This is a genomic window from Pseudomonas sp. RG1, assembly GCF_025910115.1.
GTDB classification, from domain to species: Bacteria; Pseudomonadota; Gammaproteobacteria; order Pseudomonadales; family Pseudomonadaceae; genus Aquipseudomonas; species Aquipseudomonas atacamensis.
Map to the genome: position 1 here is coordinate 290,318 of NZ_JAPCIK010000002.1, position 25,732 is coordinate 316,049.

At 61.3% G+C, this 25,732-nt stretch carries 23 protein-coding genes; 12 read left to right on the plus strand and 11 right to left on the minus strand.

Features of this window, described 5'->3' with window-relative positions; genetic code table 11:
* The first annotated feature begins 31 nt into the window (after positions 1 to 31).
* The 3 genes from OK411_RS03000 to OK411_RS03010 all read left to right on the plus strand — a co-directional run bounded on the left by OK411_RS03000 (position 32) and on the right by OK411_RS03010 (position 1,876).
* Entirely contained in the window at positions 32 to 307 is a 276-nt protein-coding gene (locus OK411_RS03000; protein WP_016772068.1) for a polyhydroxyalkanoic acid system family protein, read from the plus strand.
* 230 nt (positions 308 to 537) lie between these two features.
* Positions 538 to 960 (plus strand): phasin family protein, encoded by a 423-nt coding sequence (locus OK411_RS03005; protein ID WP_110602576.1) that lies wholly within the window; start codon positions 538 to 540, stop codon positions 958 to 960.
* Between the two features lie 10 nt (positions 961 to 970).
* A complete protein-coding gene (locus OK411_RS03010) occupies positions 971 to 1,876 on the plus strand; it encodes a phasin family protein (RefSeq protein WP_217879172.1) in 906 nt (301 codons plus the stop codon).
* Positions 1,877 to 2,076: 200 nt separating this feature from the next.
* Here OK411_RS03010 and OK411_RS03015 read toward each other — a convergent pair whose 3' ends face one another.
* The 9 genes from OK411_RS03015 to argS all read right to left on the minus strand — a co-directional run bounded on the left by OK411_RS03015 (position 2,077) and on the right by argS (position 12,669).
* Positions 2,077 to 2,697, minus strand: a complete 621-nt coding sequence (locus OK411_RS03015) for a TetR/AcrR family transcriptional regulator (RefSeq protein WP_024011259.1) — start codon at positions 2,695 to 2,697, stop codon at positions 2,077 to 2,079.
* Positions 2,698 to 2,727: 30 nt separating this feature from the next.
* Complete coding sequence (phaC, locus tag OK411_RS03020; protein ID WP_217879173.1) at positions 2,728 to 4,410, minus strand: class II poly(R)-hydroxyalkanoic acid synthase; 1,683 nt, start codon at positions 4,408 to 4,410, stop codon at positions 2,728 to 2,730.
* A gap of 140 nt (positions 4,411 to 4,550) precedes the next feature.
* On the minus strand, positions 4,551 to 5,405 hold the full coding sequence (gene phaZ / locus OK411_RS03025; protein WP_264364391.1) for a poly(3-hydroxyalkanoate) depolymerase: 855 nt from the start codon (positions 5,403 to 5,405) through the stop codon (positions 4,551 to 4,553).
* Positions 5,406 to 5,620: 215 nt separating this feature from the next.
* The gene (phaC, locus tag OK411_RS03030) at positions 5,621 to 7,300 is read right to left on the minus strand and encodes a class II poly(R)-hydroxyalkanoic acid synthase (protein ID WP_136492398.1); all 1,680 of its coding nucleotides are present in this window, start codon (positions 7,298 to 7,300) and stop codon (positions 5,621 to 5,623) included.
* Positions 7,301 to 7,557: 257 nt separating this feature from the next.
* Positions 7,558 to 7,929, minus strand: a complete 372-nt coding sequence (locus OK411_RS03035; protein ID WP_041477560.1) for a gamma-butyrobetaine hydroxylase-like domain-containing protein — start codon at positions 7,927 to 7,929, stop codon at positions 7,558 to 7,560.
* A 77-nt stretch (positions 7,930 to 8,006) separates the two neighbouring features.
* The gene (hslU, locus tag OK411_RS03040) at positions 8,007 to 9,344 is read right to left on the minus strand and encodes an ATP-dependent protease ATPase subunit HslU (protein WP_136492397.1); all 1,338 of its coding nucleotides are present in this window, start codon (positions 9,342 to 9,344) and stop codon (positions 8,007 to 8,009) included.
* Positions 9,345 to 9,399: 55 nt separating this feature from the next.
* Positions 9,400 to 9,930, minus strand: coding sequence for an ATP-dependent protease subunit HslV (hslV, locus tag OK411_RS03045; RefSeq protein WP_007968352.1), 531 nt, complete (start codon positions 9,928 to 9,930; stop codon positions 9,400 to 9,402).
* Positions 9,931 to 10,220: 290 nt separating this feature from the next.
* Positions 10,221 to 10,931 carry an SPOR domain-containing protein gene (locus OK411_RS03050; protein WP_016772059.1) on the minus strand — a complete coding sequence of 237 codons (711 nt, stop codon included), beginning with the start codon at positions 10,929 to 10,931 and terminating at the stop codon, positions 10,221 to 10,223.
* Between the two features lies 1 nt (position 10,932).
* Entirely contained in the window at positions 10,933 to 12,669 is a 1,737-nt protein-coding gene (gene argS / locus OK411_RS03055) for an arginine--tRNA ligase (protein ID WP_264364392.1), read from the minus strand.
* Between argS and OK411_RS03060 the strand changes: the two genes are divergently transcribed.
* Positions 12,668 to 12,790 (plus strand): hypothetical protein, encoded by a 123-nt coding sequence (locus tag OK411_RS03060; protein ID WP_256674698.1) that lies wholly within the window; start codon positions 12,668 to 12,670, stop codon positions 12,788 to 12,790. The genes argS and OK411_RS03060 overlap by 2 nt on opposite strands.
* A gap of 90 nt (positions 12,791 to 12,880) precedes the next feature.
* On the opposite strand, the gene OK411_RS03065 is transcribed toward OK411_RS03060, so the two are convergent.
* Positions 12,881 to 15,100, minus strand: coding sequence for a primosomal protein N' (locus OK411_RS03065; RefSeq protein ID WP_264364393.1), 2,220 nt, complete (start codon positions 15,098 to 15,100; stop codon positions 12,881 to 12,883).
* Between the two features lie 284 nt (positions 15,101 to 15,384).
* Between OK411_RS03065 and rpmE the strand changes: the two genes are divergently transcribed.
* From rpmE to OK411_RS03080, 3 genes are all read left to right on the plus strand, one after another.
* Positions 15,385 to 15,606 (plus strand): 50S ribosomal protein L31, encoded by a 222-nt coding sequence (gene rpmE, locus OK411_RS03070; protein WP_016772055.1) that lies wholly within the window; start codon positions 15,385 to 15,387, stop codon positions 15,604 to 15,606.
* A gap of 41 nt (positions 15,607 to 15,647) precedes the next feature.
* Complete coding sequence (locus OK411_RS03075) at positions 15,648 to 16,430, plus strand: thermonuclease family protein (protein ID WP_264364453.1); 783 nt, start codon at positions 15,648 to 15,650, stop codon at positions 16,428 to 16,430.
* 184 nt (positions 16,431 to 16,614) lie between these two features.
* Positions 16,615 to 17,883, plus strand: coding sequence for a malic enzyme-like NAD(P)-binding protein (locus tag OK411_RS03080; protein WP_016772053.1), 1,269 nt, complete (start codon positions 16,615 to 16,617; stop codon positions 17,881 to 17,883).
* Between the two features lie 320 nt (positions 17,884 to 18,203).
* On the opposite strand, the gene OK411_RS03085 is transcribed toward OK411_RS03080, so the two are convergent.
* Positions 18,204 to 20,648: a penicillin-binding protein 1A gene (locus tag OK411_RS03085; RefSeq protein WP_371699463.1), complete on the minus strand. Its 2,445-nt coding sequence runs from the start codon at positions 20,646 to 20,648 to the stop codon at positions 18,204 to 18,206.
* 219 nt (positions 20,649 to 20,867) lie between these two features.
* Between OK411_RS03085 and OK411_RS03090 the strand changes: the two genes are divergently transcribed.
* From OK411_RS03090 to pilQ, 5 genes are read left to right on the plus strand one after another with little or no spacing between them, the layout of a single operon-like run.
* Positions 20,868 to 21,932: a pilus assembly protein PilM gene (locus tag OK411_RS03090; protein ID WP_024011266.1), complete on the plus strand. Its 1,065-nt coding sequence runs from the start codon at positions 20,868 to 20,870 to the stop codon at positions 21,930 to 21,932.
* Complete coding sequence (locus tag OK411_RS03095) at positions 21,932 to 22,498, plus strand: PilN domain-containing protein (protein ID WP_016772051.1); 567 nt, start codon at positions 21,932 to 21,934, stop codon at positions 22,496 to 22,498. Before OK411_RS03090 ends, OK411_RS03095 begins: the two co-directional genes overlap by 1 nt.
* On the plus strand, positions 22,495 to 23,118 hold the full coding sequence (gene pilO, locus OK411_RS03100) for a type 4a pilus biogenesis protein PilO (protein ID WP_264364394.1): 624 nt from the start codon (positions 22,495 to 22,497) through the stop codon (positions 23,116 to 23,118). The genes OK411_RS03095 and pilO overlap by 4 nt, the downstream gene beginning before the upstream one ends.
* Complete coding sequence (locus tag OK411_RS03105; RefSeq protein WP_110602600.1) at positions 23,115 to 23,639, plus strand: pilus assembly protein PilP; 525 nt, start codon at positions 23,115 to 23,117, stop codon at positions 23,637 to 23,639. Before pilO ends, OK411_RS03105 begins: the two co-directional genes overlap by 4 nt.
* 13 nt (positions 23,640 to 23,652) lie before the next feature.
* The gene (pilQ, locus tag OK411_RS03110) at positions 23,653 to 25,731 is read left to right on the plus strand and encodes a type IV pilus secretin PilQ (RefSeq protein ID WP_264364395.1); all 2,079 of its coding nucleotides are present in this window, start codon (positions 23,653 to 23,655) and stop codon (positions 25,729 to 25,731) included.
* Position 25,732: the final 1 nt, after the last annotated feature.

The window sequence follows — 25,732 nt, forward strand, 5'->3', positions numbered from 1 at the left end:
CGTCAGCCATTCAATCATCAGGAGTCATTCCATGGCCAAAATCAGTGTTGAGCGCGCCCACACCCTGGGCAAGGACGCCGCCCGCGAAAAGGCCGACAAACTGGCCAAAAAGCTCAATGAACAATACGGCCTGGAGCCGCAATGGTCGGGCGACACCCTGAACCTCAAACGCTCTGGCGTGAAAGGTGAAGTGCATGTGGCGGACGATTCGATCAGGGTCGACGTCGAACTGGGCCTGATGATGTCGGCCATGAGCGGCATGATCAAAGCCGAGATCGAGAAAGCCCTAGACAAAGCCCTCGCCTGATTGCCAGATTGAAATCCAGTCCCCTGTGGGAGCGAGCCTGCTCGCGAAAGCGGTCTTTCAGTCAAATTATCCGTGACTGACAAACCGCTTTCGCGAGCAGGCTCGCTCCCACATTTGTTTAGTGATGCTCCCGCTGGTTAGGGTGCCCTTTCTAATTTTTCTCCCTACTTTGTGCCTGAGCCCGACACTCGTCCGGCAGTTCCTCAAACCTTCTGCGCGTGAGGTGCACCATGGCCAAAGTCATTTTGAAGAAAAAAATCGACGCTTCGACTTCCACTCTGAGCGACGTCAAATCCTATGCCCGCAAGATCTGGCTGGCAGGCCTGGGCGCCTACACCAAGGTCGGCCAGGAGGGCAGCGAGTACTTTCAAGAGCTCGTAGCCGCCGGTCAAACCGTTGAAAAGAAAGGCAAAAAAGCCGTCAGCGAAAAACTCCTCGCGGCCAACGCCGAGATCGACGACGCGGCCACTCAGGTCAGCTCGTTCAAGGGTCGCGTTGAAGTTCAGCTCGACAAGGTCGAGAAGGCCTTCGACAACCGTGTGGCCAGCGCCTTGAATCGGATCGGCATTCCGTCTAAACATGACGTTGAGGCACTCTCTGCTAAGCTCGATGAGCTGACGGCATTGCTCGAACGCGTCGCGCGAAAATCTTAAGGAGAACGGGATGGCTGGCAAAAAGAACACCGATAAAGAAAGCAGCTCGTGGGTCGGGAAGGTCGAGTCCTACTCCCGCAAAATCTGGCTGGCTGGTTTAGGCGTGTACTCGAAGATCGACACTGACGGCAGCAAACTCTTCGATGCATTGGTCAAAGACGGCGAGAAAGCCGAGAAGCTCACCAAGACTGCCGTCGGCAAGAAAGTCGAGGACTCGACCTCTTCGGCCAAGTCGCGCATCAGCGGCGTGAAAGACCGCGCCATGGGCAAGTGGGACGAGCTGGAAGGCGCTTTCGACAAGCGCCTGAACAGCGCGATTTCGCGCCTGGGTGTGCCGAGCCGCAATGAGGTCAAGGCGCTCAACGCCAAGGTCGACACGCTGACCAAACAGATCGAAAAACTCACCGGTCTGAAAGCTCAGCCTGTGGCGGCGAAAACCGCTGCGGCGAAACCTGCCACTAAAACTGCAGCGGCCAAACCTGCGGCGAAAACCGCGGCCAAGCCACTGGCCAAAGCGGCGGCAAAACCTGCAGCAAAGGCTGCGGCCAAAACGGCAGCCGCCAAGCCTGCGGCCAAAGCGGCAGCCAAACCGGTTGCCGCCAAGGCCGCTGCCAAACCGGCAACCAAAGCAGCAGCAAAACCTGCGGCTAAAGCTGCAGCGAAACCAGCGGCCAAGCCAGCAGCGAAGACCGCTGCCGCCAAACCCGCTGCGAAGCCTGCGGCCAAACCGGCTGCGGCGAAAAAGCCAGCAGTGAAAAAACCGGCCGCGCCGAAAGCCGCTGCGCCGAAACCGGCCGCCGCGCCGTCGACTGCTCCAACAGCTCCGGCCAACGCGGCAAACTCCGCTGCGGCACCTACGGCAGCCGCTACCCCGACTGCAGCATCGACACCGTCGACGCCATCCAGTCAGTCCTGATTTCAGGGCAAATCAAAAACGCCCGGCCTGTGAAGGCCGGGCGTTTTTGTTTGTGGAGATTATCTTGATCACTGCAAGTCCCTGTGGGAGCGAGCCTGCTCGCGAAAGCGGTGGATCAGTTACACAGGCATCAGGGGAAAGTTTGCATTCGCGAGCAGGCTCGCTCCCACATTGGATTGTAAGTAGGCGCAGCGCTCGGATCAGTCGTGATCCTCAAGGTATTGCAGCGCCATCCGCTCTGTCGCCACCTTCACTGGCGGCAGCAAATGCGGCGCCACCAGCATCATGATCTGATAAACCACCAACCTGACCTCTCCCTCACGATCAAGAATCCGCTGGTAATCCAGCGAGAACAGCAGCGTCATGGTCACCTGCTCCACCAGTTGCCCCAAGGCCTGGGTATCGCTGACCAGTTGCCCCGAAGCCTTCAATCGCGCCAGCAACGACGCCAGCGTCCGCTTCAGCGCATTGAGCAGATTGCGAATCCCCTTGGCCAGTTTCGGCAAGCGCCCGGCGAGGTTCGACAGGTCCTGGAACAGGAACCGGTATTGCGCCAGGCGCTCGACGATCAAATGCAAGAACAACCAGTAATCCTCCGGCGCCAGCTCCACGTCCGGCGGCGGGTCGAGCAGGGGTGCGAGTTCGTGCTGGAAGCGTTCGAACAGACCGAGAATCAGCGGTTCCTTGCCGTGGAAGTGGTAGTAGAGATTGCCCGGGCTGATCCCCATTTCGTTGGCCACCTCCATGGTGGAAACGTTCGGCTCACCCTTTTCGTTGAACAGTTGCAGCGCACATTCGAGAATCCGGTCGCGGGTTTTCATCCAGTCTTCTTAGAAAATTTCGGTTGAGCGTCAGCGCACATGCACATAGGTGCCGGGTGCCGCTTCCATCGGTGGATAGTTCGGGTTACCCAGTGTTGTGCGGGTCTCGTTAAGGGCGCCGGAGCGCTGCGCGACCCATTCCAGCCACTGCGGCCACCAGCTGCCGTCGACGTGTCTGGCATCGTAGTACCAAGCGCGCGGGTCACTGCTCAGTTTGGCGTTTTCGACGTAGGCAGCTTTCGGGTTGCTCGGCGGGTTGAGGATGCTCTGCACGTGGCCGCTGTTGGACAGCACGAAACGTCGCTCGCCACCGAGCAGCAGGGTCGAGCGATACACCGCGTCCCACGGCGTGATGTGGTCGTTCATGCCGGCGACGCTGAAGCTGTCGACATTGACCTTCTGCAGATCGATCGGCGTACCGCACACTTCTAGACCGCCCGCGTGGATCAGCGGGTTGTGCTTGAAGAAGTCCAGCAGATCGCCGTGCAGCGCCGCCGGCAGCCGGGTGTTGTCGTTGTTCCAGTAGAGAATGTCGAAGGCTGGCGGCTCCTTGCCCAGCAGGTAGTTGTTGACGAAATAGCTCCAGATCAAATCGTTGGGGCGCATCCAGGCGAAGACTTTGGCCATGTCGCGACCATCGAGCACGCCTTGCTGATACGAGCGACGCTTGGCCGCTTCCAGTGTTTGTTCATCGGCGAACAGCGTGGCCGGGGTTTCGATTTGGCTGTCGAGCAGACTGACCAGATAGGTCGCGCTGGCGACCCGGCGCAGTTGCCGTTTGGCCTGCAAGTGCCCTTGCAGGGCGGCGATGGTCAGGCCGCCGGCGCAGGCGCCCATCAGGTTGACTTCGCGGGCGCCGGTAATCGCCCGGCAGATGTTCATCGCTTCTTCGACCGCTTCGACGTAACTCGACAGGCCCCACTCGCGATGGCGCACATCAGGATTGCGCCAACTGATCATGAAGGTCTGCAGGCTGTTTTTCAGGGCGTACTGGACGAAGCTGTTCTGCGGGCTCAGATCGAAAATGTAGTACTTGTTGATTTGCGGCGGCACCACCAGCAGCGGTTTGGCGTACTGCTTTTCGCTCATCGATTTGTACTGGATCAGCTCGAACATTTCATTGCGAAAGACCACCGATCCGCTGGTGGTCGCCACGGTTTTGCCGACCTCGAACGCCTGCCTGGTCACTTGCCGTGGCAGGCCGTCGTTGTGCAAAAGATCATCGAACAGATGGCTCAGGCCACGCACCAGACTCTGCCCGCCGGAATTGAACAGCTCCTTGACCGCCAGCGGATTGAGCAGGGTGTTGGAGGGCGCCACGGCGTCATTGAGCAGGGTGAAAGCGAAGTGCGCACGGGCACGATCTTCAGGGCTCATGTCGCCTTCATCGATCCAGCTCTTGACCTGTTTCTGCCAGGCCAGATACGCCTGCAGGCTGCGCCGGTAGAACGGGTTGAGGCTCCACGCCGGATCGGCGAAGCGGCTGTCTTGCGGATTGGTCGGGTGCAGGGTTTCGCCGAGCAGCACGCGCCCCAACTGTCCGCCAAGCTTCAGCGCATGCTTTGCGCTGTGCAACGGATTGCGCAAGCCGTGGGCGGCGACGCTGCGCAGTGTCGACAGCAGATCCCTGCCACGCAGACCGGCGATCGCACTTTGGGCGTTGATAAACACGGCGGGGCTGGGCACCACGCCCGTCGCTGGTTTTTCGCGCATGACTCAACACTCCTTCGTCTTCAGGGCAAAAACACACTCACCGAACCAGAACACCATAGACGCTGTTACCGGTTGCTGCCTGCGCGGCGTCCTGCCGCGCGCTTGATTTGAAAAGTGCTGCATAAAGCAGGCCGCCGCGATCAGCCGCCGAGCGGGGTCGGATGCGGGTGCATGACTGCGCGCAGACGCTCCTCTTCGAGAAACTTCATGATGATCGGCGCCACCGCTTCGGCGCGGGTAATCAGGAACAGATGGCCGTCATCGATGATGTGCAACTGCGCGTTGGGAATGCGCCAGGCGAGCATGCGCATGTTGATCAGCGGAATCAGTGGGTCGTCATCGCCGGCCAGCACCAGCGTCGGCTGATGGATCTTGTGCAGCCAGTGGATGCTGGTCCAGCCGAGGCCTGCGAACAGCTGCCAGTAGTAACCGAGCTTGCCCGCCGAGCGCACTTTCGCCGCATGGCTGGCAGCCAGCGTCGGATCGCGGCGGAACGAGCCGCCGTAGATCATCGGCGCGATGCGAATCACATGGGATGGCTGGATGTAGCGGCGCGGGCTGGCCATCATCCACAGTACTTTCGGTTTGCCGGGGACCATCACCGCACCGGCCGCGGTCGCCGCCAGTACCAGTTTCTTGCAGCGCTCGGGGTAGTCGTAGGCAAACTGCTGCGCCAGGGCGCCGCCCCACGACACGCCGATCACATTGACCTGACCGTAGTCGAGATAGTCGAGCATCCGCGCCGTCAGTTTGGCCAGGCCGGGGAAGCGATACGGTCGGTTCGGCGTCGACGACCCACCGACCCCGGGCACGTCGAAGGCGATCACTTCCAGATCCGAGTCGAGCGCTGCGACAAACGGAAACACCAGCTCCAGGTTGGCGCCGATGCCGTTGAAAATCAGCAGAGGCGTCAAATGAGGCTTGCCGGGACGCACCGCCGTGCGGAGGGTCTGGCCATCCAGATCGACGGTGCGGAATATGAACGGTTGCGGCATGCGTGAGGCCCTGTAGATTTCAAGTCCACCCGTATTCCTGTAGGAGCGGGCCTTGTGGTGAGGGGATTTATCCCCGTTGGGTTGCGAAGCGACCCCGAATCCTGAAACCACGATTTGTCAGACTGATCGCGGCTAGTCGATTCACGACTGCTTCGCAGCCGAACGGGGATAAATCCCCTCGCCACAAGGCCCTCTCCCACAATGGGTGGTGTCAGTTACCGTTCGTGAACATAAGTGCCCGGCGAAGCCTCGCCTGCCGGGTACGCTTTGTTGCCCAGTTTCGTCGGGGCCTTTTTCAGGTTGCCCGAGCGCTCGGCCAGCCATGACTGCCAGTACAGCCACCAGGAATCGGTGTGCTTGGTCGAATTTTCCTGCCAGTCATCGGCGGTCGGCGCCATCTCTTCGCCGGTCATGTAGCGCGACTTCGGATTGCCCGGCGGGTTGAGGATGCTCTGGATATGGCCGCTGCTCGACAGCACGAATTCGACTTTGCCGCCGAACAGCTGCGCCGACTTGTAGCAGGACTTCCATGGCGTGATGTGATCGTTGGTGCCGGCCAGCGAGAAGATGTCGGCGGTGACCTGCTTGAGGTCGATCGGCGTGCCGCACACTTCCAGTGCATTGGGGCGGATCAGTGGATTGTTTTTGAACATCTCGATCAGGTCGCCGTGGAACGCGGCGGGCAGGCGGGTGGTGTCGTTGTTCCAGAACAGGATGTCGAACACCGGCGGCTCGTTGCCGAGCAGGTAGTTGTTGACCCAGTAGTTCCAGATCAGATCGTTGGGGCGCATCCAGGCGAAGACCTTGGCCATGTCTTTGCCTTCGAGCACGCCGGCCTGGTAGGAGTGGCGCTTGGCGGTCTCCAGGGTCTGCTCATCGACGAACAGGGCGACGTCGCTGTCCAGGGTGGTGTCGAGCACGCTGACCAGCAGGGTGAGGGCGTTGACCTTGTTCTCGCCGAGCGCGGCGTAGTGGCCGAGCAGGGCGGTGCAGGTGATGCCGCCGGAGCAGGCGCCGAGCATGTTGACGTCTTTGCTGCCGGTGATCGCGGTGACCACATCGACGGCTTCTTTCAGCGCTTCGATGTAGGTCGACAGGCCCCACTCGCGCTGGGCCTTGGTCGGGTTGCGCCAGCTGATGATGAAGGTCGGCACGTTGTTGCGCAGGCAGAAGCGCGCCAGGCTCTTGTCCGGGCTCAAGTCGAAAACGTAGAACTTGTTGATCTGCGGCGGCACTACCAGCAGCGGGCGCTCGTGGACCTGCTCGGTGATCGGCCGGTACTGGATCAGCTCCAGCACATCATTGCGGAACACCACCGCGCCTTCGGTGACGCCGAGGCTCTTGCCCACCTCGAACGCGCCCATGTTGACCTGGCTCGGCATGCCGCCGTTGTGCACCAGATCCTTGGCCAGATGCGAGAGGCCATCGAGCAGGCTTTTGCCGCCGGTTTCGAAGAAGCGTTTGACCGCCGCCGGATTGGCCGCCGTATTGGTCGGCGCCATGGCTTCGGTCATCAGGTTGATGACGAAATGCCCGCGAGCGATGTCTTTGGCGGACAGGCTGCTGTCATCAATCCAGGCATGCAGTTCCTTGCGCCAGGCCAGGTAGGTTTGCAGATAACGTTTGTATAGCGGGTTCTGGCTCCACGCCGGGTCGGCGAAACGGCGGTCGTCACCGGCCGGTTGCAGCGCGGATTTGCCCAGCAGCACGTTTTTCAGTTCGAGGCCGAAATGGGTCACGTGCCTGACGCTGTGAATCGGTTGTCTGATGGCCTGTTTCAGCACCATTCGAGCAGAGGCCAGCAGATCCTTTCCGCGCAGCCCGACGACGGGGTTAAGCCCCAGAGTGTTTTCCGAGGCTTGGTACTTCAGGTCATCGTTATTCTTGTCACTCATCTACGACGCTCCATTGTCCTGAGACGAGTACCCGGTTTCACGCTGTCGCTTCCACAGCCAATGCCGGGTACTACTGCTCGGGTGACCGTTGATTCTGCATAGCTGCTTTACAGTCGTAGAGCACTGCAGGGAACTTGCCAGCTCCATTGGTTACCCGAGTTTAATTTTTTTCGCAAGCGGCCGATCCGGGGCCGTATGCGCGGAGCATTCAAACAGATGAAGTTAGAAAATGCCCTCTAAAGAGCAAGAGCCACGGCCTAGAGCATCAGCTTGACGAACGACTCGTTCGGATCGCGGGATTTTCCGGCAGCGCGCAGCTCGGCAAGATAATCGTCCCAGAGTTCGTTCTGGCGCTTGCCGAGTTCGTAGAGGTATTCCCAAGTGAACAGGCCGCTGTCGTGACCGTCGTCGAAGGTCAGTTTCAGTGCATAGTTGCCAGCCGGTTCCAGCTTGCTCAGACCCACGTTGAGCTTGCCGAATTGCAGGATCGGTTTGCCGTGGCCCTGGACCTCGGCGGAGGGAGAGTGCACACGCAGAAACTCGGCGGGCAGGGTGAATTCCTCGCCGGACGCGTAAGTGAGCGTCAGGGTTTTCGAGGCTTTGTGCAGTTTGATGTCGGTGGGAATCATGAAAAACAGCCTTTAGCTGCAAGCTACAAGTTGCAAGCTTAACTCAGCTTGCCGCTTGTAGCTTGTAGCTTGCCGCTCTACAGAATGTAGCGGGACAGATCTTCGTTCTGCGCCAATTCGCCGAGGTGGCTGTTGACGTAGTCGGCGTCGATCAGAATCGCCTTGTCATCATGGGCGCTGGCGAGGTCGCCGGCGCTGAACGACACCTCTTCGAGCAGGCGCTCGAGCAGGGTGTGCAGGCGACGGGCACCGATGTTCTCGGTTTTCTCGTTGACCTGCCAAGCGATCTCCGCCAGACGCTTGATGCCCTCGGGCTGGAACTGGATGTTCAGGCCTTCGGTCTTCAGCAGCGCGCAGTATTGCTCGGTGAGCGAGGCGTGCGGTTCGCTGAGGATGCGTTCGAAGTCTTCCGGGCTCAGCGCCTTGAGCTCGACGCGGATCGGCAGACGGCCTTGCAGCTCCGGCACCAGATCGCTTGGCTTGCTCAGGTGGAACGCACCGGAGGCGATGAACAGGATGTGGTCAGTCTTGACCATGCCCAGCTTGGTGTTGACGGTGCAGCCCTCGATCAGCGGCAGCAGGTCGCGCTGTACGCCTTCGCGGGAAACATCGGCGCCGCCGACATTGCCGCGCTTGGCGACCTTGTCGATTTCGTCGATGAAGACGATACCGTGCTGCTCGACCGCTTCCAGCGCCTTGGCCTTCAGTTCTTCTTCGTTGACCAGACGCCCGGCTTCTTCATCGCGCACCAGTTTCAGCGCTTCCTTGACCTTGAGCTTGCGCGACTTCTTCTTGCCCTTGCCCATGTTGGCAAACAGCGATTGCAGCTGGTTGGTCATCTCTTCCATGCCTGGCGGCGTGGCGATCTCGATGCCGGTGACTTCGGCGACTTCGATTTCGATTTCCTTGTCGTCCAGCTGGCCTTCGCGCAGACGCTTGCGGAACAGCTGACGCGTGTTGGAATCGGAGCTCGGCGCTTCTTCGTTGCTGAAGCCCATGCGTGCCGGCGGCAGCAGCGCGTCGAGGATGCGATCCTCGGCGGCGTCTTCGGCGCGGTGGCGTACGCGGGTCATTTCCTGTTCGCGGAGCATCTTGATCGCGGCATCGGCCAGATCACGGATGATCGACTCGACGTCACGGCCGACATAACCAACTTCGGTGAATTTGGTCGCTTCGACCTTGATAAACGGCGCATTGGCCAGTTTCGCCAGGCGACGGGCGATCTCGGTTTTACCGACACCGGTCGGGCCGATCATCAGGATGTTCTTCGGGGTCACCTCAACGCGCAGCTCTTCAGGCAGCTGCATGCGGCGCCAGCGGTTGCGCAGGGCAATCGCGACGGCGCGCTTGGCATCGTCCTGGCCGATGATATGGCGGTTGAGTTCGTGGACGATTTCGCGGGGAGTCATGGACATAGTAATTGACGGTCCTCAAGCAGAAACAAGCCGTGGCACATGGGCCGCAACAGGCTTATTCAGCGAGATCCTGCTCCTCAATGGTCTGGGTGTGGTTGGTGAATACACAGATGTCGCCGGCGATCCCGAGAGCGGTTTCGACGATCTCGCGCGCCGACAGGTCGGTCTTTTTCAGCAGGGCGCTGGCGGCGGCTTGCGCGTAGGCGCCGCCGGAACCCATGGCGATCAGGCCATCTTCGGGTTCGACCACGTCACCGTTGCCGGTGATGATCAGCGAGGCATCCTTGTTGGCAACCGCGAGCATCGCTTCGAGGCGGCTCAGGGAGCGGTCGGTGCGCCATTCCTTGGCGAGTTCGACGGCGGCGCGGATCAGGTGACCCTGATGTTTTTCGAGCTGGCCTTCGAAACGTTCGAACAGGGTGAAGGCGTCGGCGGTGGCACCGGCGAAACCGGCGATGACCTGGCCGTGGTACAGGCGACGGACCTTTTTGGCGTTGCCTTTCATCACGGTGTTGCCGAGAGAAACCTGGCCGTCGCCGCCCATGACGACTTTGCCGTGGCGGCGGACTGAAACGATGGTGGTCAAGGGAAGAGTCTCCACGCAGCGGGGCGAAAATGCCTTATGCCCATTCATATGGGGGTGCTGGAGGGGATTTCAACCGGTAGGGGCGATGGGAGACGAATGGTGTGTGTGATGACTGTGGCGAGGGGATTTATCCCCGTTCGGCTGCGAAGCAGTCGCGAAACCATCATTTGCGGTATGCCTGCGGCACTGCAATGGCTGGTTTCAGGGCTGCTCCGCAGCCAAACGGGGATAAATCCCCTCGCCACAAAGTTTGAAGGTCACCTGCAAGTTGCAGCTGACCTCTGGGAGCCTTAGCGGCTCTGGCGTTGTTGTAACAACAGGTTGCTGAAGCCGGCGCCAGCCAGTTGTTTCTGCGCCGTGGTCAGTTGCTCGCGGTTGCTGAACGGGCCGACCAAGACGCGATACCAGGTTTCATCCTTGACCGTGCCGGACTCCACCGCCACGGCTTGGCCGAGCAGAATGATCTGCGCACGCACCTTGTCAGCATCGGTTTCCTTGCGGAACGAACCGGCCTGGAGGAAGAACTTGGTCACTGGCGCGGCCTTGCTCACGGGTGGCGCTGGCGGCGGCGTGATCCCGGCAAGAGCCGCTTGAGCCCGTGCGGTGTCGATCTTCGCCGCTTCGGCCGGGGTTACCGGCGTGGTCGGGATGGCCGGCACTTGCGGCGTCGGCAGGGTCTTCTCCGGTACCGCGTCCGGCGGCACGATCACTTCCGATTCCGGCAGCAGGGTGTAGAAGTCGTATTTCGGCTTCACCGGTTGCGTCGGGCTCGGCGGGGTCTTGTTGGCCTCGGCGATCTTCGACGCTTTCTGCTGCTGTTCGACTTTCTCGCGCTTGACCGTGTCGCTGCCCTTGCCCGGTTCCAGTTTCATCAGAAACACGATGAACGCGCCGACGGTCAGGCCGATGGCCATCCACAGCCAGCCCGGAATCGGTTGTTTCGCCGGGGCCTGATAGCGACTGGCGCCGCGTTTGGGTGCAGGTTTTTTCTTGGCAGCCAACTTACATACGCTCCAGAGTTTCCAGACCCAACAGCTCCAGGCCTTGCTTGAGGGTGCGACCGGTCAGTGCGGCCAGACGCAGACGGCTCTGCATCTGCGCCGGGGTGTCGGCGGCGAGGATCGGGCAGTTCTCGTAGAAGCTGGAGAACAGGCCGGCGACGTCGTACAGGTAGGTGCAGAGAATGTGCGGGGTGCCTTTTTCAGCGACGTTGTTCAGCACTTCGCCGAACTGCGCCAGCTTCGCCGCCAGCTCCTGCTCGTGCGCCGCTTCGAGGACGATCTGGCCGTCGACTTCGCTGAAGTCCTTGCCCAGTTTGCGGAACACACCGGCCACGCGGGTGTAGGCGTACAGCAGATACGGCGCGGTGTTGCCTTCGAAATTGAGCATCAGGTCGAAGTTGAAGCTGTAGTCGCTGGTGCGATGCTTGGACAGGTCGGCGTATTTCACCGCGCCGATGCCGACGACCTTGGCGATGTTGCGCAACTCGTCTTCGGCCAGGGTCGGGTTCTTCTCTTTCACCAGGTTGTAGGCACGTTCCTGGGCTTCGGTCAGCAAATCGATCAGCTTCACGGTGCCGCCATCACGGGTCTTGAACGGACGGCCGTCGGCGCCGTTCATGGTGCCGAACCCCATGTGCTCCATTTCCATCGGATGGGTGACGAAACCGGCCTTGCGCGCCACAGCGAAGACCTGCTGGAAGTGCAGGGCCTGGCGCTGGTCGACGAAATACAGCGCACGATCAGCCTTGAGCTTGCCGCTGCGGTAGCGCACGGCCGCCAGGTCAGTGGTGGCGTACAGGTAACCGCCATCGGCCTTGACGATGATCACCGGCAGCGGGTCGCCATCGGCGTTCTTGAACTCGTCGAGGAACACGCACTGGGCGCCGTTGCTCTCGACCAGCATGCCCGCTGCTTTCAGGTCGTTGACCACATTGATCAGGTCGTCGTTGTAGGCGCTTTCGCCCATCACGTCGGCCATGGTCAGTTTGACGTTGAGCAGTTCGTAGATCTTCTGGCAGTGCGACAGGGAGATGTCCTTGAACTTGGTCCACAGCGCCAGGCATTCGGCATCGCCAGCCTGCAACTTGACCACCAGGCCACGGGCGCGGTCGGCGAACTCTTCGGACTCGTCGAAACGCTGCTTGGCCGCACGGTAGAAGTTTTCCAGGTCGGACAGCTCGTCGCTGGTGATCGGATTTTCCTGCAGATAAGCCATCAGCATGCCGAACTGAGTGCCCCAGTCGCCGACGTGATTCTGGCGGATCACTTCGTCGCCGAGGAACTCAAGCACGCGGGCCACGCCGTCGCCGATGATGGTCGAGCGCAAGTGGCCGACGTGCATCTCTTTGGCCAGGTTCGGCGCCGACAGATCGACCACGGTGCGCTGCGCCGGGCCGGCCTTGCGCACGCCGACACGGGCGTCGGCCAGTGCGGCGTCGAGGCGCGAGGCCAGTGCCTGGGTGTTCTGGAAGAAATTGATGAAGCCCGGGCCGGCGATTTCGGCCTTGGTGACGTTCTCGTCAGCGGGCAGAGCGGCGATGATTTTCTCCGCCAGATCGCGCGGCTTCATGCCGGCAGGCTTGGCCAGCATCATGGCGATGTTGCTGGCGAAGTCGCCGTGGGTCTTGTCGCGGGCGTTCTCCACCTGGATCGCCGGCGTCAGGCCTTCAGGCAACACACCTTCGTTGAGGAGTTGGGTGAGGGCTTGCTGGATCAGCTGGCGAATGGTGTCTTTCATGGTCTTCTCTTTCGACCGCAAGCGCGGCGGGCGCATCGATGCGCGGGTGGAAAAACTGGGCATTATCCGTTGCGAAGACGGGCTTGCCAACCTTAGCAGGCAGCTTATGGATTTGTGGTGACAATTCGACCGTTATCGCTGGCAAGCCAGCTCCCACAAGAGCGGCGCAGTCCCTGTGGGAGCTGGCTTGCCAGCGATAGCAATCGATCAATCAGTACAAGTCGACGGGATCAACATCCAGCGACCAGCGCACCGCCCGCCCACTCGGCATCTGCTCCAGCATCAGCATCCAGCTGGCCAATAAGCGATGCAACGGCGCCCGCGCGGTCGCCTGCAACAACAGCTGGGCGCGATAACGCCCGGCGCGGCGCTCCATCGGTGCCGGCACCGGCCCGAGCAGCTCGATGCCGCTCAGATTCAATTCGGCCAGCAGGCGTTCGGCCGCGCTGCACGCTTCGTCGAGAAAACCTTCCGCCTGCCCCGGCTTGTGCGCTTCGGCGCGCAGCAGCGCCAGATGGGCAAACGGCGGCAACCCGGCCGCGCGGCGTTCGCTCAAGGCTTGTTCGGCGAAGGCGAAATAACCCTGCTCGGTCAGTTGCACCAATAAAGGGTGGTCGGCCAAATGCGTCTGGATGATCACCTTGCCCGGCTCCTCAGCCCGGCCGGCGCGCCCGGCGACCTGGACGATCAACTGCGCCATGCGCTCGCTGGCGCGGAAGTCGCCGGAAAACAGGCCACCGTCGGCATCCAGAATCGATACCAGCGTCACCCTTGGGAAATGGTGCCCTTTGGCCAACATCTGCGTGCCGACCAGAATGCACGGCTGACCCTTTTGAATCGTCGCAAACAGCTGATTCATCGCGTCCTTGCGCGAAGTGCTGTCGCGATCGACGCGCAGTACCGGGTAATCCGGGAACAGAATCGCCAAGCGTTCTTCGGCGCGTTCGGTACCGGCGCCGACCGGGCGCAGATCGACCTTGCTGCATTTCGGGCATTGGCGCGGTGTGCGCTCAACGTTGCCGCAGTGGTGACAGCGCAACTCGCCGTAACGCTGGTGCACGGTCATGCGCGCATCGCAGCGCGAGCATTCGGACATCCAGCCGCAATCGTGGCAGAGCAGGGTCGGGGCAAAGCCGCGCCGGTTGAGGAACACCAGCACCTGCTGGCCGTTGGCGAGGGTCTGGCCGATGGCTTGCTGCATCGGCCCGGAAATACCACTGTCGAGCGGACGGCTTTTCACGTCCAGACGCAGGAAACGCGGTTGCTTGGCGCCGCCGGCGCGCTCGTTCAGGCGCAGCAGGCCGTAGCGGCCGGTGTAAGCGTTGTGCAGACTTTCCAGCGACGGCGTGGCGGAGCCGAGCACGATCGGGATGTTTTCCTGCCGTGCGCGTACCAGCGCCAGATCGCGAGCGTGGTAGCGCAGACCTTCCTGCTGTTTATAGGAACCGTCGTGCTCTTCATCGATGATGATCAGCCCGGGATTTTTCATCGGCGTGAACAGGGCCGAACGGGTGCCGATAATAATGTCGGCCTCGCCATCACGGGCGGCGAGCCAGGCTTCCAGGCGTTCGCGATCATTTACCGCCGAGTGCAGCAGGGCGATCCGCGCGTTGAAGCGCTGTTCGAAACGCGCCAGGGTCTGCGGGCCGAGGTTGATCTCCGGAATCAGTACCAGGGCCTGTTTGCCGGCTTCGAGGGTCTCGCGAATCAGTTGCAGATAGACTTCGGTCTTGCCGCTGCCAGTGACACCAGCCAGCAGAAAAGCGTGGTAACTGTCGAAGCCGGCGCGAATCGCTTCATACGCCGCGCGCTGTTCGCTATTGAGCGGCAGCTCCGGTTGCGCCAGCCAGTGTTCATGGCGAACGCCGGGGGCGTGGCGGCGGATTTCGACCTGCACCAGCCCCTTGGCCAGCAGCAGATCGAGGCTGTCCTTGCTCAGCATCAGTTTGCTCAACAACTGATGGGCGACGCCGTGGGGGTGCTGGGCCAGCGTGGTCAGCGCCTCGCGCTGGCGTGGCGCGCGGGCCACTCGCGGGTCGTCAACGCTGGCGCCCGGAGCAATCGACCAGAAGCGTTCCTGCCGGGCCTCGGCCAGCTCGCCCTGACGCAGCAGCACCGGCAAGGCCCAGTTCAAGGTGTCGCCGAGGCTGTGCTGGTAATACTGCGCGGTCCACAGGCACAGCTTGAACAGCGCTGGCGGCAGTGGCGAAGTCGTATCGAGGAGGGCCAGCGCCGGCTTGAGTTTTTCTGCCGGCACTTCGCTGGTGTCGGTGACCTCGACCAGAATCCCGATCATCTCGCGCCGACCGAACGGCACCCGCAGGCGCATGCCCGGCTGCAATTGCTCGCGCCGCACCCCGGCCGGCGCCCGGTAATCGAACAGGCGGCGCAGAGGCGAAGGCAGGGCAAGGCGCAGAATGGCGTCGGGCACGCGGGGGGATCTCGATACGCAAAATGATCGGATATGCATGACCTGTGGGAGCGAGCCTGCTCGCGAAGGCGGTGGGTCAGGCAACACATGTGTCGACTGACCTGGCGTCTTCGCGAGCAGGCTCGCTCCCACACGGAAGTGCGTTCAAGGCCGGGAGCCTAGCAGACGGTCGGTCTCGGTGACAGCTTGCGCGATTGAAAAGGTCTGGTAGAATCCGCGGCCTAATTACGTGCGGTATTCAACAATAGTGTTGGGTGGCGGCACGCTAGCCTGAGGAAGACACCATGAAAGCCGAAATCCATCCGAACTACCCGGAAATCGCTGTTACCTGCAGCTGCGGTAACAAGTTCGAAACTCGTTCGACCTACGGCAAAGCCCTGGCGATCGACGTTTGCAACGAATGCCACCCGTTCTACACCGGTAAGCAGAAGACTCTGGACACCGGCGGCCGTGTGCAGAAGTTCGCAGACCGTTTCGCTACTTTCGGCGTCGGCAAAAAAGCCTGAGGCTGATCATTTTGGAAGGTCGCTTCGACTTCTCCAGACTGATGAAAAAGGCGTCCCTTGCGGGCGCCTTTTTTGTGTCTGCGATTTGGCTGTCCGCCGCCCAGGCGTTCTGCCCGGCACCCGCAGGGCTGACCAGCGTCAGTGTGCAGCGGGTGGTCGATGGCGACACCCTGCGCCTGAGCGACGGGCGCAATGTGCGCATGATCGGCCTCAATACGCCGGAGCTGGGCAAGCAGGGCCGCAGCGACGAACCGTTCGCCGCGGCGGCGCGCAAACGCTTGCAAGCGCTGGTGGATGAGAGCGGCGGCCGGGTCGGTCTGCGGCCCGGCAAGCAGGCAAAAGACCATTACGGGCGTACGCTGGCGCATGTTTACAGCGTCAGCGGAGTCAATCTCGAAGCGCAGATGCTTGCCGCTGGCCTGGGTTTTCAGGTCGCGGTGGCGCCGAACGTCGATCTGGTCGCCTGCCAACAGGCCGCCGAACGCAGCGCGCGACGAGCCGGGCTTGGTCTCTGGCGGCAATCGCCGGTCCAGAAAGCGCAGCAGATCCAGCGTTCGGGCTTTGCCGTAGTCAGCGGTCGGGTGAGCAAGGTGCAGCGCAATCGCGGCGGAATCTGGATCGAATTGCAGGACACGCTTGTATTGCGGGTTGCACCCAATCTGCTCGGACAATTTGACAGTGATGGCATGCGAGCATTGAAAGGCAGGCAGATCGAGGCCCGTGGCTGGGTGGTTGACCGATCCCGGCGCGGTGGTCTGCAAAAAGGTCAGGCGCGCTGGTTGCTGCCGTTGACCGATCCTTCGATGCTGCAGGTATCGCGCTGAAGAAAAATTGTAGACATTTTTACGGCTGATTGTGAACAGTCCAGCCCTTGTGCGCCGTGGCTCTTGGCCCAAAGTCGTAGGGCAGGGCGCTTGACAGCGGTGACTGCCCAGTCTTGTGGGGACTTTGCGAGGCGCGTATCCTCGCTGACCAGTCTGTCCAACAGTAAAAAAGCGGAATGCCAAAATGTCTGATCTGAAAACTGCCGCTCTCGAATACCACGCCAATCCTCGTCCGGGGAAGCTGAGTGTCGAGCTCACCAAGGCCACTGCTACCGCCCGCGACCTGTCGCTGGCCTACAGCCCCGGCGTAGCTGAACCAGTACGCGAGATCGCTCGCGATCCTGAACTGGCCTACAAATACACCGGCAAGGGCAACCTGGTGGCAGTCATTTCCGACGGCACCGCGATTCTCGGCCTGGGCAACCTCGGCCCACTGGCTTCCAAGCCTGTAATGGAAGGCAAGGGCGTACTGTTCAAGCGTTTCGCCGGCATCGACGTATTCGACATCGAAGTCGACTCGGAAAGCCCGCAAGCCTTCATCGACACCGTCAAGCGCATCTCCATCACCTTCGGTGGCATCAACCTGGAAGACATCAAGGCGCCAGAGTGCTTTGAGATCGAACGCGCTCTGATCGAGCAGTGCGATATTCCGGTGTTCCACGATGACCAGCACGGCACCGCGATCGTGACCGCTGCGGGCATGATCAACGCCCTGGAAATCGCTGGCAAAACCCTGCCGGAAGCGAAGATTGTCTGCCTCGGCGCCGGTGCTGCCGCCATCTCCTGCATGAAACTGCTGGTGAGCATGGGCGCTCGCATCGAAAACATCTTCATGGTTGACCGTACCGGCGTGATCCACTCCGGCCGTGACGACCTGAACCAGTACAAAGCCGTGTTCGCCCACGCTACCGAGAAGCGCACCCTGGCAGACGCACTGGCAGGCGCTGACGTATTCGTCGGTCTGTCCGGTCCGAACCTGCTGAGCGCCGAAGGCCTGCTGTCGATGGCGGCCAACCCGATCGTCTTCGCCTGCTCCAACCCGGATCCGGAAATCTCCCCGGAACTGGCGCACGCCACCCGTAGCGACGTGATCATGGCCACCGGCCGTTCGGACTACCCGAACCAGGTCAACAACGTGCTGGGCTTCCCTTTCATCTTCCGTGGTGCCCTGGACGTTCGCGCCAAGCGCATCAACGAAGAAATGAAAGTCGCCGCCGCCAACGCCCTGCGCGAACTGGCCAAACTGCCGGTTCCACAGGACGTATGCGATGCCTACGGCGGTGCTCCGCTGGAATTCGGCCGTGAGTACATCATTCCGAAACCAATGGACAAGCGCTTGATCACCCTGATCTCCGACGCCGTGGCCAAGGCTGCGATCGAGACCGGCGTGGCCACCCTGCCGTATCCGAAGAACTACCCGCTGAAAAGCGTGGATGACGTGTTCAACGGCTAAGTCGTTGTAGCGTGTCAAACAAAAGCCCCGGCTCGTGAGAGTCGGGGCTTTTTTATGCCTGAAGATCAAGAGCCCCTCACCCTAACCCTCTCCCAGAGGGAGAGGGGACTGATTGGGGGACGCTTGGGAGCTACGCCGACCTGAATGTATGGTTTTGAATCCATAGTCGACACCACCCTTTCAGGTCGGTGTTTGACCCCAGACAACTCGGTAAGTCCCCTCTCCCTCTGGGAGAGGGTTAGGGTGAGGGGCTTTTGATCTTCGGGTAATAAAAAGCCCCGCACTTCTCACGAAGACGGGGCCTTTTTGCGGCATCAGGATCAGAACAAATCGATCGGCGCCTGTTCATCCGCCGGCAGCGGGCTGCCTGGTACGGCGCCGTTGCCCAGCTCGTTCACCGATGGCGGCGTGTCTTCGGCCTTGAACAGTTCGAAATACGCGCCCGGCGTGCTCGGCGTCGCGGCGCGGCCACTGACCGGATCCACCCGCAGGCTGAGCAGACCTTCTGGCTCAGGCTGCACATGCGGCGGCTTGTCTTTCAGCGCGGCCGACATGTAATTCATCCAGATCGGCAGCGCCACGGTGCCGCCGAACTCACGGCGTCCGAGGCTTTCCGGCTGGTCGAAACCGGTCCACACGGTGGTTACGTAATCAGCGTTGTAACCGGAGAACCAGGCATCTTTCGATTCGTTGGTGGTACCGGTCTTGCCGGCGATGTCACTGCGGCCCATGGCCAGTGCACGGCGGCCGGTGCCGAGTTTGATTACGTCCTGCAGCATGCTGTTGAGGATGTAGGTGGTACGTCCATCGACAATCCGCTCGGCCACGGCCGGCGCTTGCGGCACTGCCGGATTGCCGGGCGCTTCACCGGCAACCGGAGCGGCATTGACCGTGAACGACTCGGTAGCCGGCGCAGCGATACCGTCGGTCGCCGCACCACCCTGTGGCACGGTCGGCGGGTTGGCGACGAACAGCGTGTCGCCGTTACGGCTTTCGATCTTGTCGATGATGTACGGGGTGATCTTGTAGCCGCCGTTGGCAAAGGTGCTCCAGCCAGTGGCGATTTCCATTGGTGTCAGCGTTGCGGTGCCGAGTGCCAGCGACAGGTTCGGCGGCAGGTCCTGCTTGTTGAAGCCGAAGCGGGTGATGTAGTCGATGGTCTTGCCCACGCCCATGGCCTGCAACAGGCGGATCGACACCAGGTTGCGCGACTTGTACAGCGCTTCACGCAGGCGGATCGGGCCGAGGAAAGTGTTGGTGTCGTTCTTCGGTCGCCAGACCTTGTCCAGGTACTCGTCGACGAACACGATCGGCGCATCGTTGACCAGACTGGCAGCGGTGTAGCCGTTATCCAGCGCAGCGCTGTAAACGAATGGCTTGAAGCTCGAGCCCGGCTGACGCTTGGCCTGCATGGCGCGGTTGTAGTTGCTTTGCTCGAAAGCGAAGCCACCCACCAGCGAACGGATCGCACCGTTCTGCGGATCCAGCGACACCAGTGCGCCCTGAGCCTGGGGAATCTGGCTGAATTTCAGCGAATTGTCGGTCTGGCGCTGCACGCGGATCAGATCACCGACCTGCGCGACATCCGACGGCTGGCGCGGGTTGGCGCCCATGCTGTTGGTGTTGAGGAACGGTCGCGCCCATTTCATCGTGTCCCAGGCAACGTGCTCTTCACCGGTGCGGGTCAACACTTGCAGGCCGGTTTTATCGACTTGGGTAACGATCGCAGGTTCGAGGCTGCTGATGGTGCGCTGCTTGGTCAGTTCGCTGGCCCACGCTTCGCGGGTCTTGCCTGGCAGGCGCGACTCGGGGCCACGGTAGCCGTGGCGCTGGTCGTAAGTCATCAAGCCTTCGTGCAGCGCGGTGTTGGCCATTTCCTGCAGATTGCTTGGCACCGTGGTGGTGACGCGGAAGCCTTCGGTGTAGGCCTCGCTGCCATAACGGCCGACCATTTCGGCGCGGGCCATTTCGGCGATGTACGGTGCGTTCACTTCCGGGGTCGGCACGTGGTAGCTGGCGTTCAGCGGCTCGTTGATCGCCGCGGTGTAGTCGGCTTCGCTGATCTTGCCCAGCTTGTACATGCGCCCGAGGATCCAGTCGCGGCGTTCTTTGCTGCGCGCCGGGTTGGCCAGCGGGTTGAAGCGCGACGGAGCCTTTGGCAGACCGGCGATCATCGCCATCTGCGCGAGGCTGATGTCACGGATCGATTTGCCGTAATACACCTGCGCCGCCGCCTCGATGCCGTAGGCGCGGTTACCCAGGTAGATCTTGTTGACGTACAGCTCCAGGATCTCGTCCTTGGTCAGCTGCCGTTCGATCTGCAGGGCCAGCAGGATTTCCGTAGTTTTACGCGAGAAGCTGCGCTCGCTGGTGAGGAAGAAGTTCTTCGCCACCTGCATGGTGATGGTGCTGCCGCCGGACTGAATGTGCCCACTCTTGACCAATTGCGTTGCCGCGCGCATCAGGCTGCTCGGATCGACGCCATAGTGATTGGCAAAATTGTCGTCTTCAGCACTTAGTAACGCATTGATGAAATTGGGCGGAATGTCGGCGAAACGGATCGGTGTACGGCGCATTTCGCCAAATTCTGCGATCAACTTGTTGTCGCTGCTGTAGACGCGCAGAGGAATCTGCAACTGAATGCTTCTCAGCGCCTCCACAGACGGCAAACCCGGACTAAGGTAAAGAAAGGCGCCGCTGAGACTTAAGAGCAGTCCGCAGAAAACGGCGACGATGGACCAACCGAAAAATTTCAGCAGACGAATCAAGGCTTTTGGACATCCAGGGCAAAGAATGAATTTGGCACGGGGCTGCGGTTACACACAGAGCCATCCGCGCGGGCAGTAAAAAGCGGAGAAAATCGCTGGGCATTATAAGCACTTTTCCGTCGGAGGGGTCATTGGCGCTTCTGTCAAGACGGGGGTGAAGGAACGCAATGCGTATTACAGAGTCCGTAACTCACGGAAAGTCATAGGGAATTGGTAGTGCTGGGACTCTTCAATAAAAAGACCAATGCGTTACTGGGGATCGACATCAGCTCCACGTCGGTGAAGCTGCTGGAACTGAGCCGTCAGGGCGAGCGCTACCGGGTCGAGGCCTATGCGGTGGAGCCGTTGCCGGCGAACGCTGTGGTCGAAAAGAACATCGCCGAACTCGAGGGCGTTGGCCAGGCACTGAGCCGCCTGCTGGTCAAGGCGCGTACCGGGGTCAAGAGCGTGGCGGTGGCAGTGGCGGGTTCGGCGGTGATCACCAAGGTCATCGAGATGGACGCCGGGCTGTCCGACGACGAACTGGAAAACCAGCTCAAGATCGAGGCCGACCAATACATTCCCTATCCGCTGGACGAAGTCGCCATCGACTTTGAAGTCCAGGGCGTCTCGCCGCGCAACCCGGAACGGGTCAACGTGCTGCTTGCCGCCTGTCGCAAGGAAAACGTCGAGGTGCGTGAAGCGGCGCTGGCGCTCGCCGGCCTGACCGCGCGTGTGGTGGATGTCGAGGCCTACGCGCTGGAGCGCTCGTTCGGCCTGCTGGCAACGCATCTGGCGGCCTCCCAGGAGCGCCTGACCGTGGCGGTGGTCGACATCGGCGCCACCATGACCACCCTCAGCGTCCTGCACAACGGCAAGATCATCTATACCCGCGAGCAATTGTTTGGCGGGCGCCAACTCACCGAGGAGATCCAGCGCCGCTACGGCCTCACGGTCGAACAGGCGGGCCTGGCGAAAAAGCAGGGCGGGCTGCCTGACGATTACGTCAGCGAGGTCCTGCAGCCATTTCGCGAGGCGCTGGTGCAGCAAGTCTCGCGCTCGCTGCAGTTCTTCTTCGCCTCCGGCCAGTACAACGCGGTCGACCATATCCTGCTGGCGGGCGGCACCGCCTCGGTGCCCGGCCTGGACCGTCTGATCGAACAGCGTCTGGACACGCCGACGCAGGTCGCCAACCCGTTCGCCGACATGGCTTTAGGCAGCAAGGTCAATGCTGGGGCGCTGGCCAGTGATGCGCCAGCCTTGATGATTGCCTGCGGGCTCGCGCTCAGGAGTTTCGACTGATGGCGCGGATCAACCTTCTCCCCTGGCGCGAGGAGCGCCGCGAAGAACGGCGCAAGCGCTTTCTGCTGGTCCTGATCGGCGTGCTGGCCGGCTCGATCGGCGCGGTGCTGATTGCTGACCAGATCATCACTGCGGCCATCGAGCGGCAAATGGCGCGCAACGATTACATCGGCAAACAGATTGCCGTGGTCGACGAACGCATCAAGCAGATCAGCGAGCTCAAGGCGCGCCGCCAGCAATTGGTCGAGCGCATGCGCATCATCCAGGACCTGCAGGGCAACCGGCAGATCAGCGGGCGAATCTTCGACCAGTTGGCTCGCACGTTGCCGGACGGCGTGTATTTCACCGATGTGAAAATGGCCGGCAAGACCCTGTCCATCAGTGGCGCGGCGGAGTCGAACAACCGGGTCTCCGAGCTGATGCGCAATCTCGACGCGTCCGACTGGTTCGACGCGCCGAGCCTGAATGAGGTCAAGGCCACCAGCGCCGATCAGGTCGAACAGGCCAACGTCTTCCAGCTGACCGTTCGTCAGACCCAGCCCAAGGTTGTGGAGGACGAGCAATGAACGCCTCCGAGTGGCTGCATAGCCTGCGCAACATCGATTTCAACGACCTCGACACCAGCAACATCGGCTCCTGGCCGCCGGCCGTGAAAACCCTGTGCGGTGTGCTGGTGATGGTGTTGATTCTCGCGCTTGGCTATTACTTCTTCATCAGCGACATGGAAAATCAGCTCGACCTCAAGCGCGAAGAAGAAATCACCCTCAAGGAACAATTCGCCAGCAAGGCGCGGCTGTCGGCGAACCTTGAGCTCTATACCCAGCAAATGAAGGAAATGGAAAACACCTTCGGCGTGCTGCTGCGGCAATTGCCCAGCGATACCGAAGTGCCGGGCCTGCTCGAAGACATCACCCGCACCGGTCTGGGCAGCGGCCTGGAATTCGAGGAAATCAAGCTGCTGCCGGAAGTGACTCAGCCGTTCTACATCGAACTGCCGATCCAGATCACCGTGACCGGCGCCTATCACGACCTCGCCACCTTCGTCAGCGGCGTCGCCGGCCTGCCACGGATTGTGACTCTGCACGATTTCGAACTGGCGCCGGCCAATCCCGAGGGCGGGACGAAGCTGCGCATGAGTATTCTTGCCAAGACGTACCGCTATAACGACAAGGGGCTGGAGAAATGACCCCGATTCGTTACTTCGTCCTGCCCATGGTGCTGGCGTTGAGCGGCTGCGGTGGCGGCGATGACTTCAGCGACCTCGACGCGTACCTCAACGAAGTGCGCCTGCGCCCGGCGGGCAAGATTGAACCAACGCCGACATTCCGGTCTTACCCCACATTCACTTACAGCGCCGCCAACCTGCGCAGCCCGTTTTCGCGGCAGGCGCGGGTCGATCTGGCCGGGCAGAAGCACGGCTCGCGCAACGTCAAACCCGACCCCAACCGGGTCAAGCAATATCTTGAAGGATTCAATATCGAGCAGTTCGAAATGGTCGGCACGATCGCCAATGCCTCGGGCTCGTTTGCGCTGTTGCGCGGCGCAGGCGGGGTGCATCGCCTGAAGGTCGGCGACTACCTGGGCCGCAACGACGGCCGCATTGTCGCCATCAGCCCTACCCAGGTCGATGTCGTGGAGATCGTGCCCGACGGCGCCGGCGCCTGGCTGGAGCGGCCGCGCACCATTCCTTTGAAAGAGCACTCATAGTGGAAGTCGAACAATGAACAGGATTTTCTCCACCCTCGGTTTTTCGCTATGGATAGCGCTGGTGTCACCGATGGTAATGGCGGCCAGTCTGAAAGCGCTGGATGTTGCCGCGCTGCCGGGTGACCGCGTCGAACTGAAGCTGTCGTTCGACGGCCCGCCCCCACAGCCCAAGGGCTACACAACCGAGTCACCGGCACGCATTGCGCTGGATCTGCCGGGCGTGACCAGCCAGTTGGCCAACAGGAATCTTGATCTGGGCAGCGGCAACGCGCGCACGGCCACGGTGGCCGAAGCCAAGGATCGCACGCGGCTGATTGTCAGCCTGACGCAATTGGCGCCGTACAGCACGCGGGTCGAGGGCAATAATCTGTTTGTGGTGGTCGGTCAGGGCGCCTCCACGACTGCGCCGCGCCCGGCTGCCGTGGCACCGCGTGCCGCCACGGCCGCTGCGGCACCTGCCAGACCAGCCGCGCAACGAAGCAGGGCGATCCGCGGCGTCGATTTCCAGCGCGGCACCGAGGGCGAGGGCAACGTAGTCATCGACCTCTCCGATCCGACCATCGCCCCGGATATCCAGGAGCACGATGGCAAGATCATCCTCAGCTTCGCCCGCACGCAATTGCCGGAAAAGCTGCGCGTGCGCCTCGACGTCAAGGACTTCGCCACGCCGGTGCAGTTCGTCAACGCAGCGCTCACCGGCGATCGCACCGTGATCAGTGTCGAGCCCAGCGGCACCTTCGACTATTCCACGTTCCAGACCGACAACAAGCTCACCGTCAGCGTTCGGCCGATGAGCATCGACGACCTGCAAAAGCGCAACGCCGACCGTCAGGCCTATGTCGGCGATAAGCTCTCGCTGAATTTTCAGGACATCGACGTGCGCTCGGTGCTGCAACTGATCGCGGACTTCACCAATCTCAATCTGGTGGCGAGCGATACGGTGCAGGGCGGTATCACTTTGCGCCTGCAGAACGTGCCGTGGGATCAGGCGCTGGATCTGGTGCTGAAAACCAAGGGGCTGGACAAGCGCAAGATCGGCAACGTGCTGCTGGTCGCGCCGGCCGATGAAATTGCCGCTCGTGAGCGTCAGGAACTGGAATCGCAGAAGCAGATCGCCGAGCTGGCGCCCCTGCGTCGTGAGCTGCTGCAAGTCAATTACGCCAAGGCGGCGGACATCGCCAAGCTGTTCCAGTCGGTGACCAGTGCCGAGGCCAAGGTCGACGAGCGCGGTTCGATTACCGTCGATGAGCGAACCAACAACATCATTGCCTACCAGACCCAGGATCGCCTCGACGAACTCCGGCGGATCGTCGCGCAGCTGGATATTCCGGTACGCCAGGTGATGATCGAGGCGCGCATCGTTGAGGCCAACGTCGATTACGACAAGAGCCTGGGCGTGCGCTGGGGCGGTTCGGTGCAGAACAAGGGCAACTGGAACGCCTCCGGGGTCAACGGTTCGTCGAGCACCATCGGTACGCCGGGCAGCACCGGCACCAACTCGCCGTTCGTCGACATGGGCACGGTCAATAACACTTCGGGGATCGGCATCGCATTCATCACCGACAACGTGTTGCTGGATCTCGAACTGACGGCGATGGAAAAGACCGGCAACGGTGAAATCGTCTCGCAGCCGAAAGTGGTCACCTCGGACAAGGAAACCGCGAAGATCCTCAAAGGCACCGAGATTCCCTATCAGGAGGCCAGTTCCAGCGGCGCGACCTCGGTGTCGTTCAAGGAGGCCTCGCTGTCGCTGGAAGTCACTCCGCAGATCACCCCGGACAACCGCATCATCATGGAGGTCAAGGTCACAAAGGATGAGCCGGACTACCTGAATAAAGTGCAGGATGTGCCGCCAATCAAGAAAAACGAGGTCAACGCCAAAGTGCTGGTAAATGACGGCGAGACCATCGTAATCGGCGGTGTTTTTTCAAATAACCAAAGCAAGGTCGTAGATAAGGTGCCATTTCTTGGCGATGTGCCGTATCTTGGCCGCCTTTTCCGGCGTGATGTGGTTTCGGAGAAAAAATCCGAGCTGCTGGTATTTCTCACTCCGCGTATCATGAATAACCAGGCGATTGCTGTGAGTCGTTGAT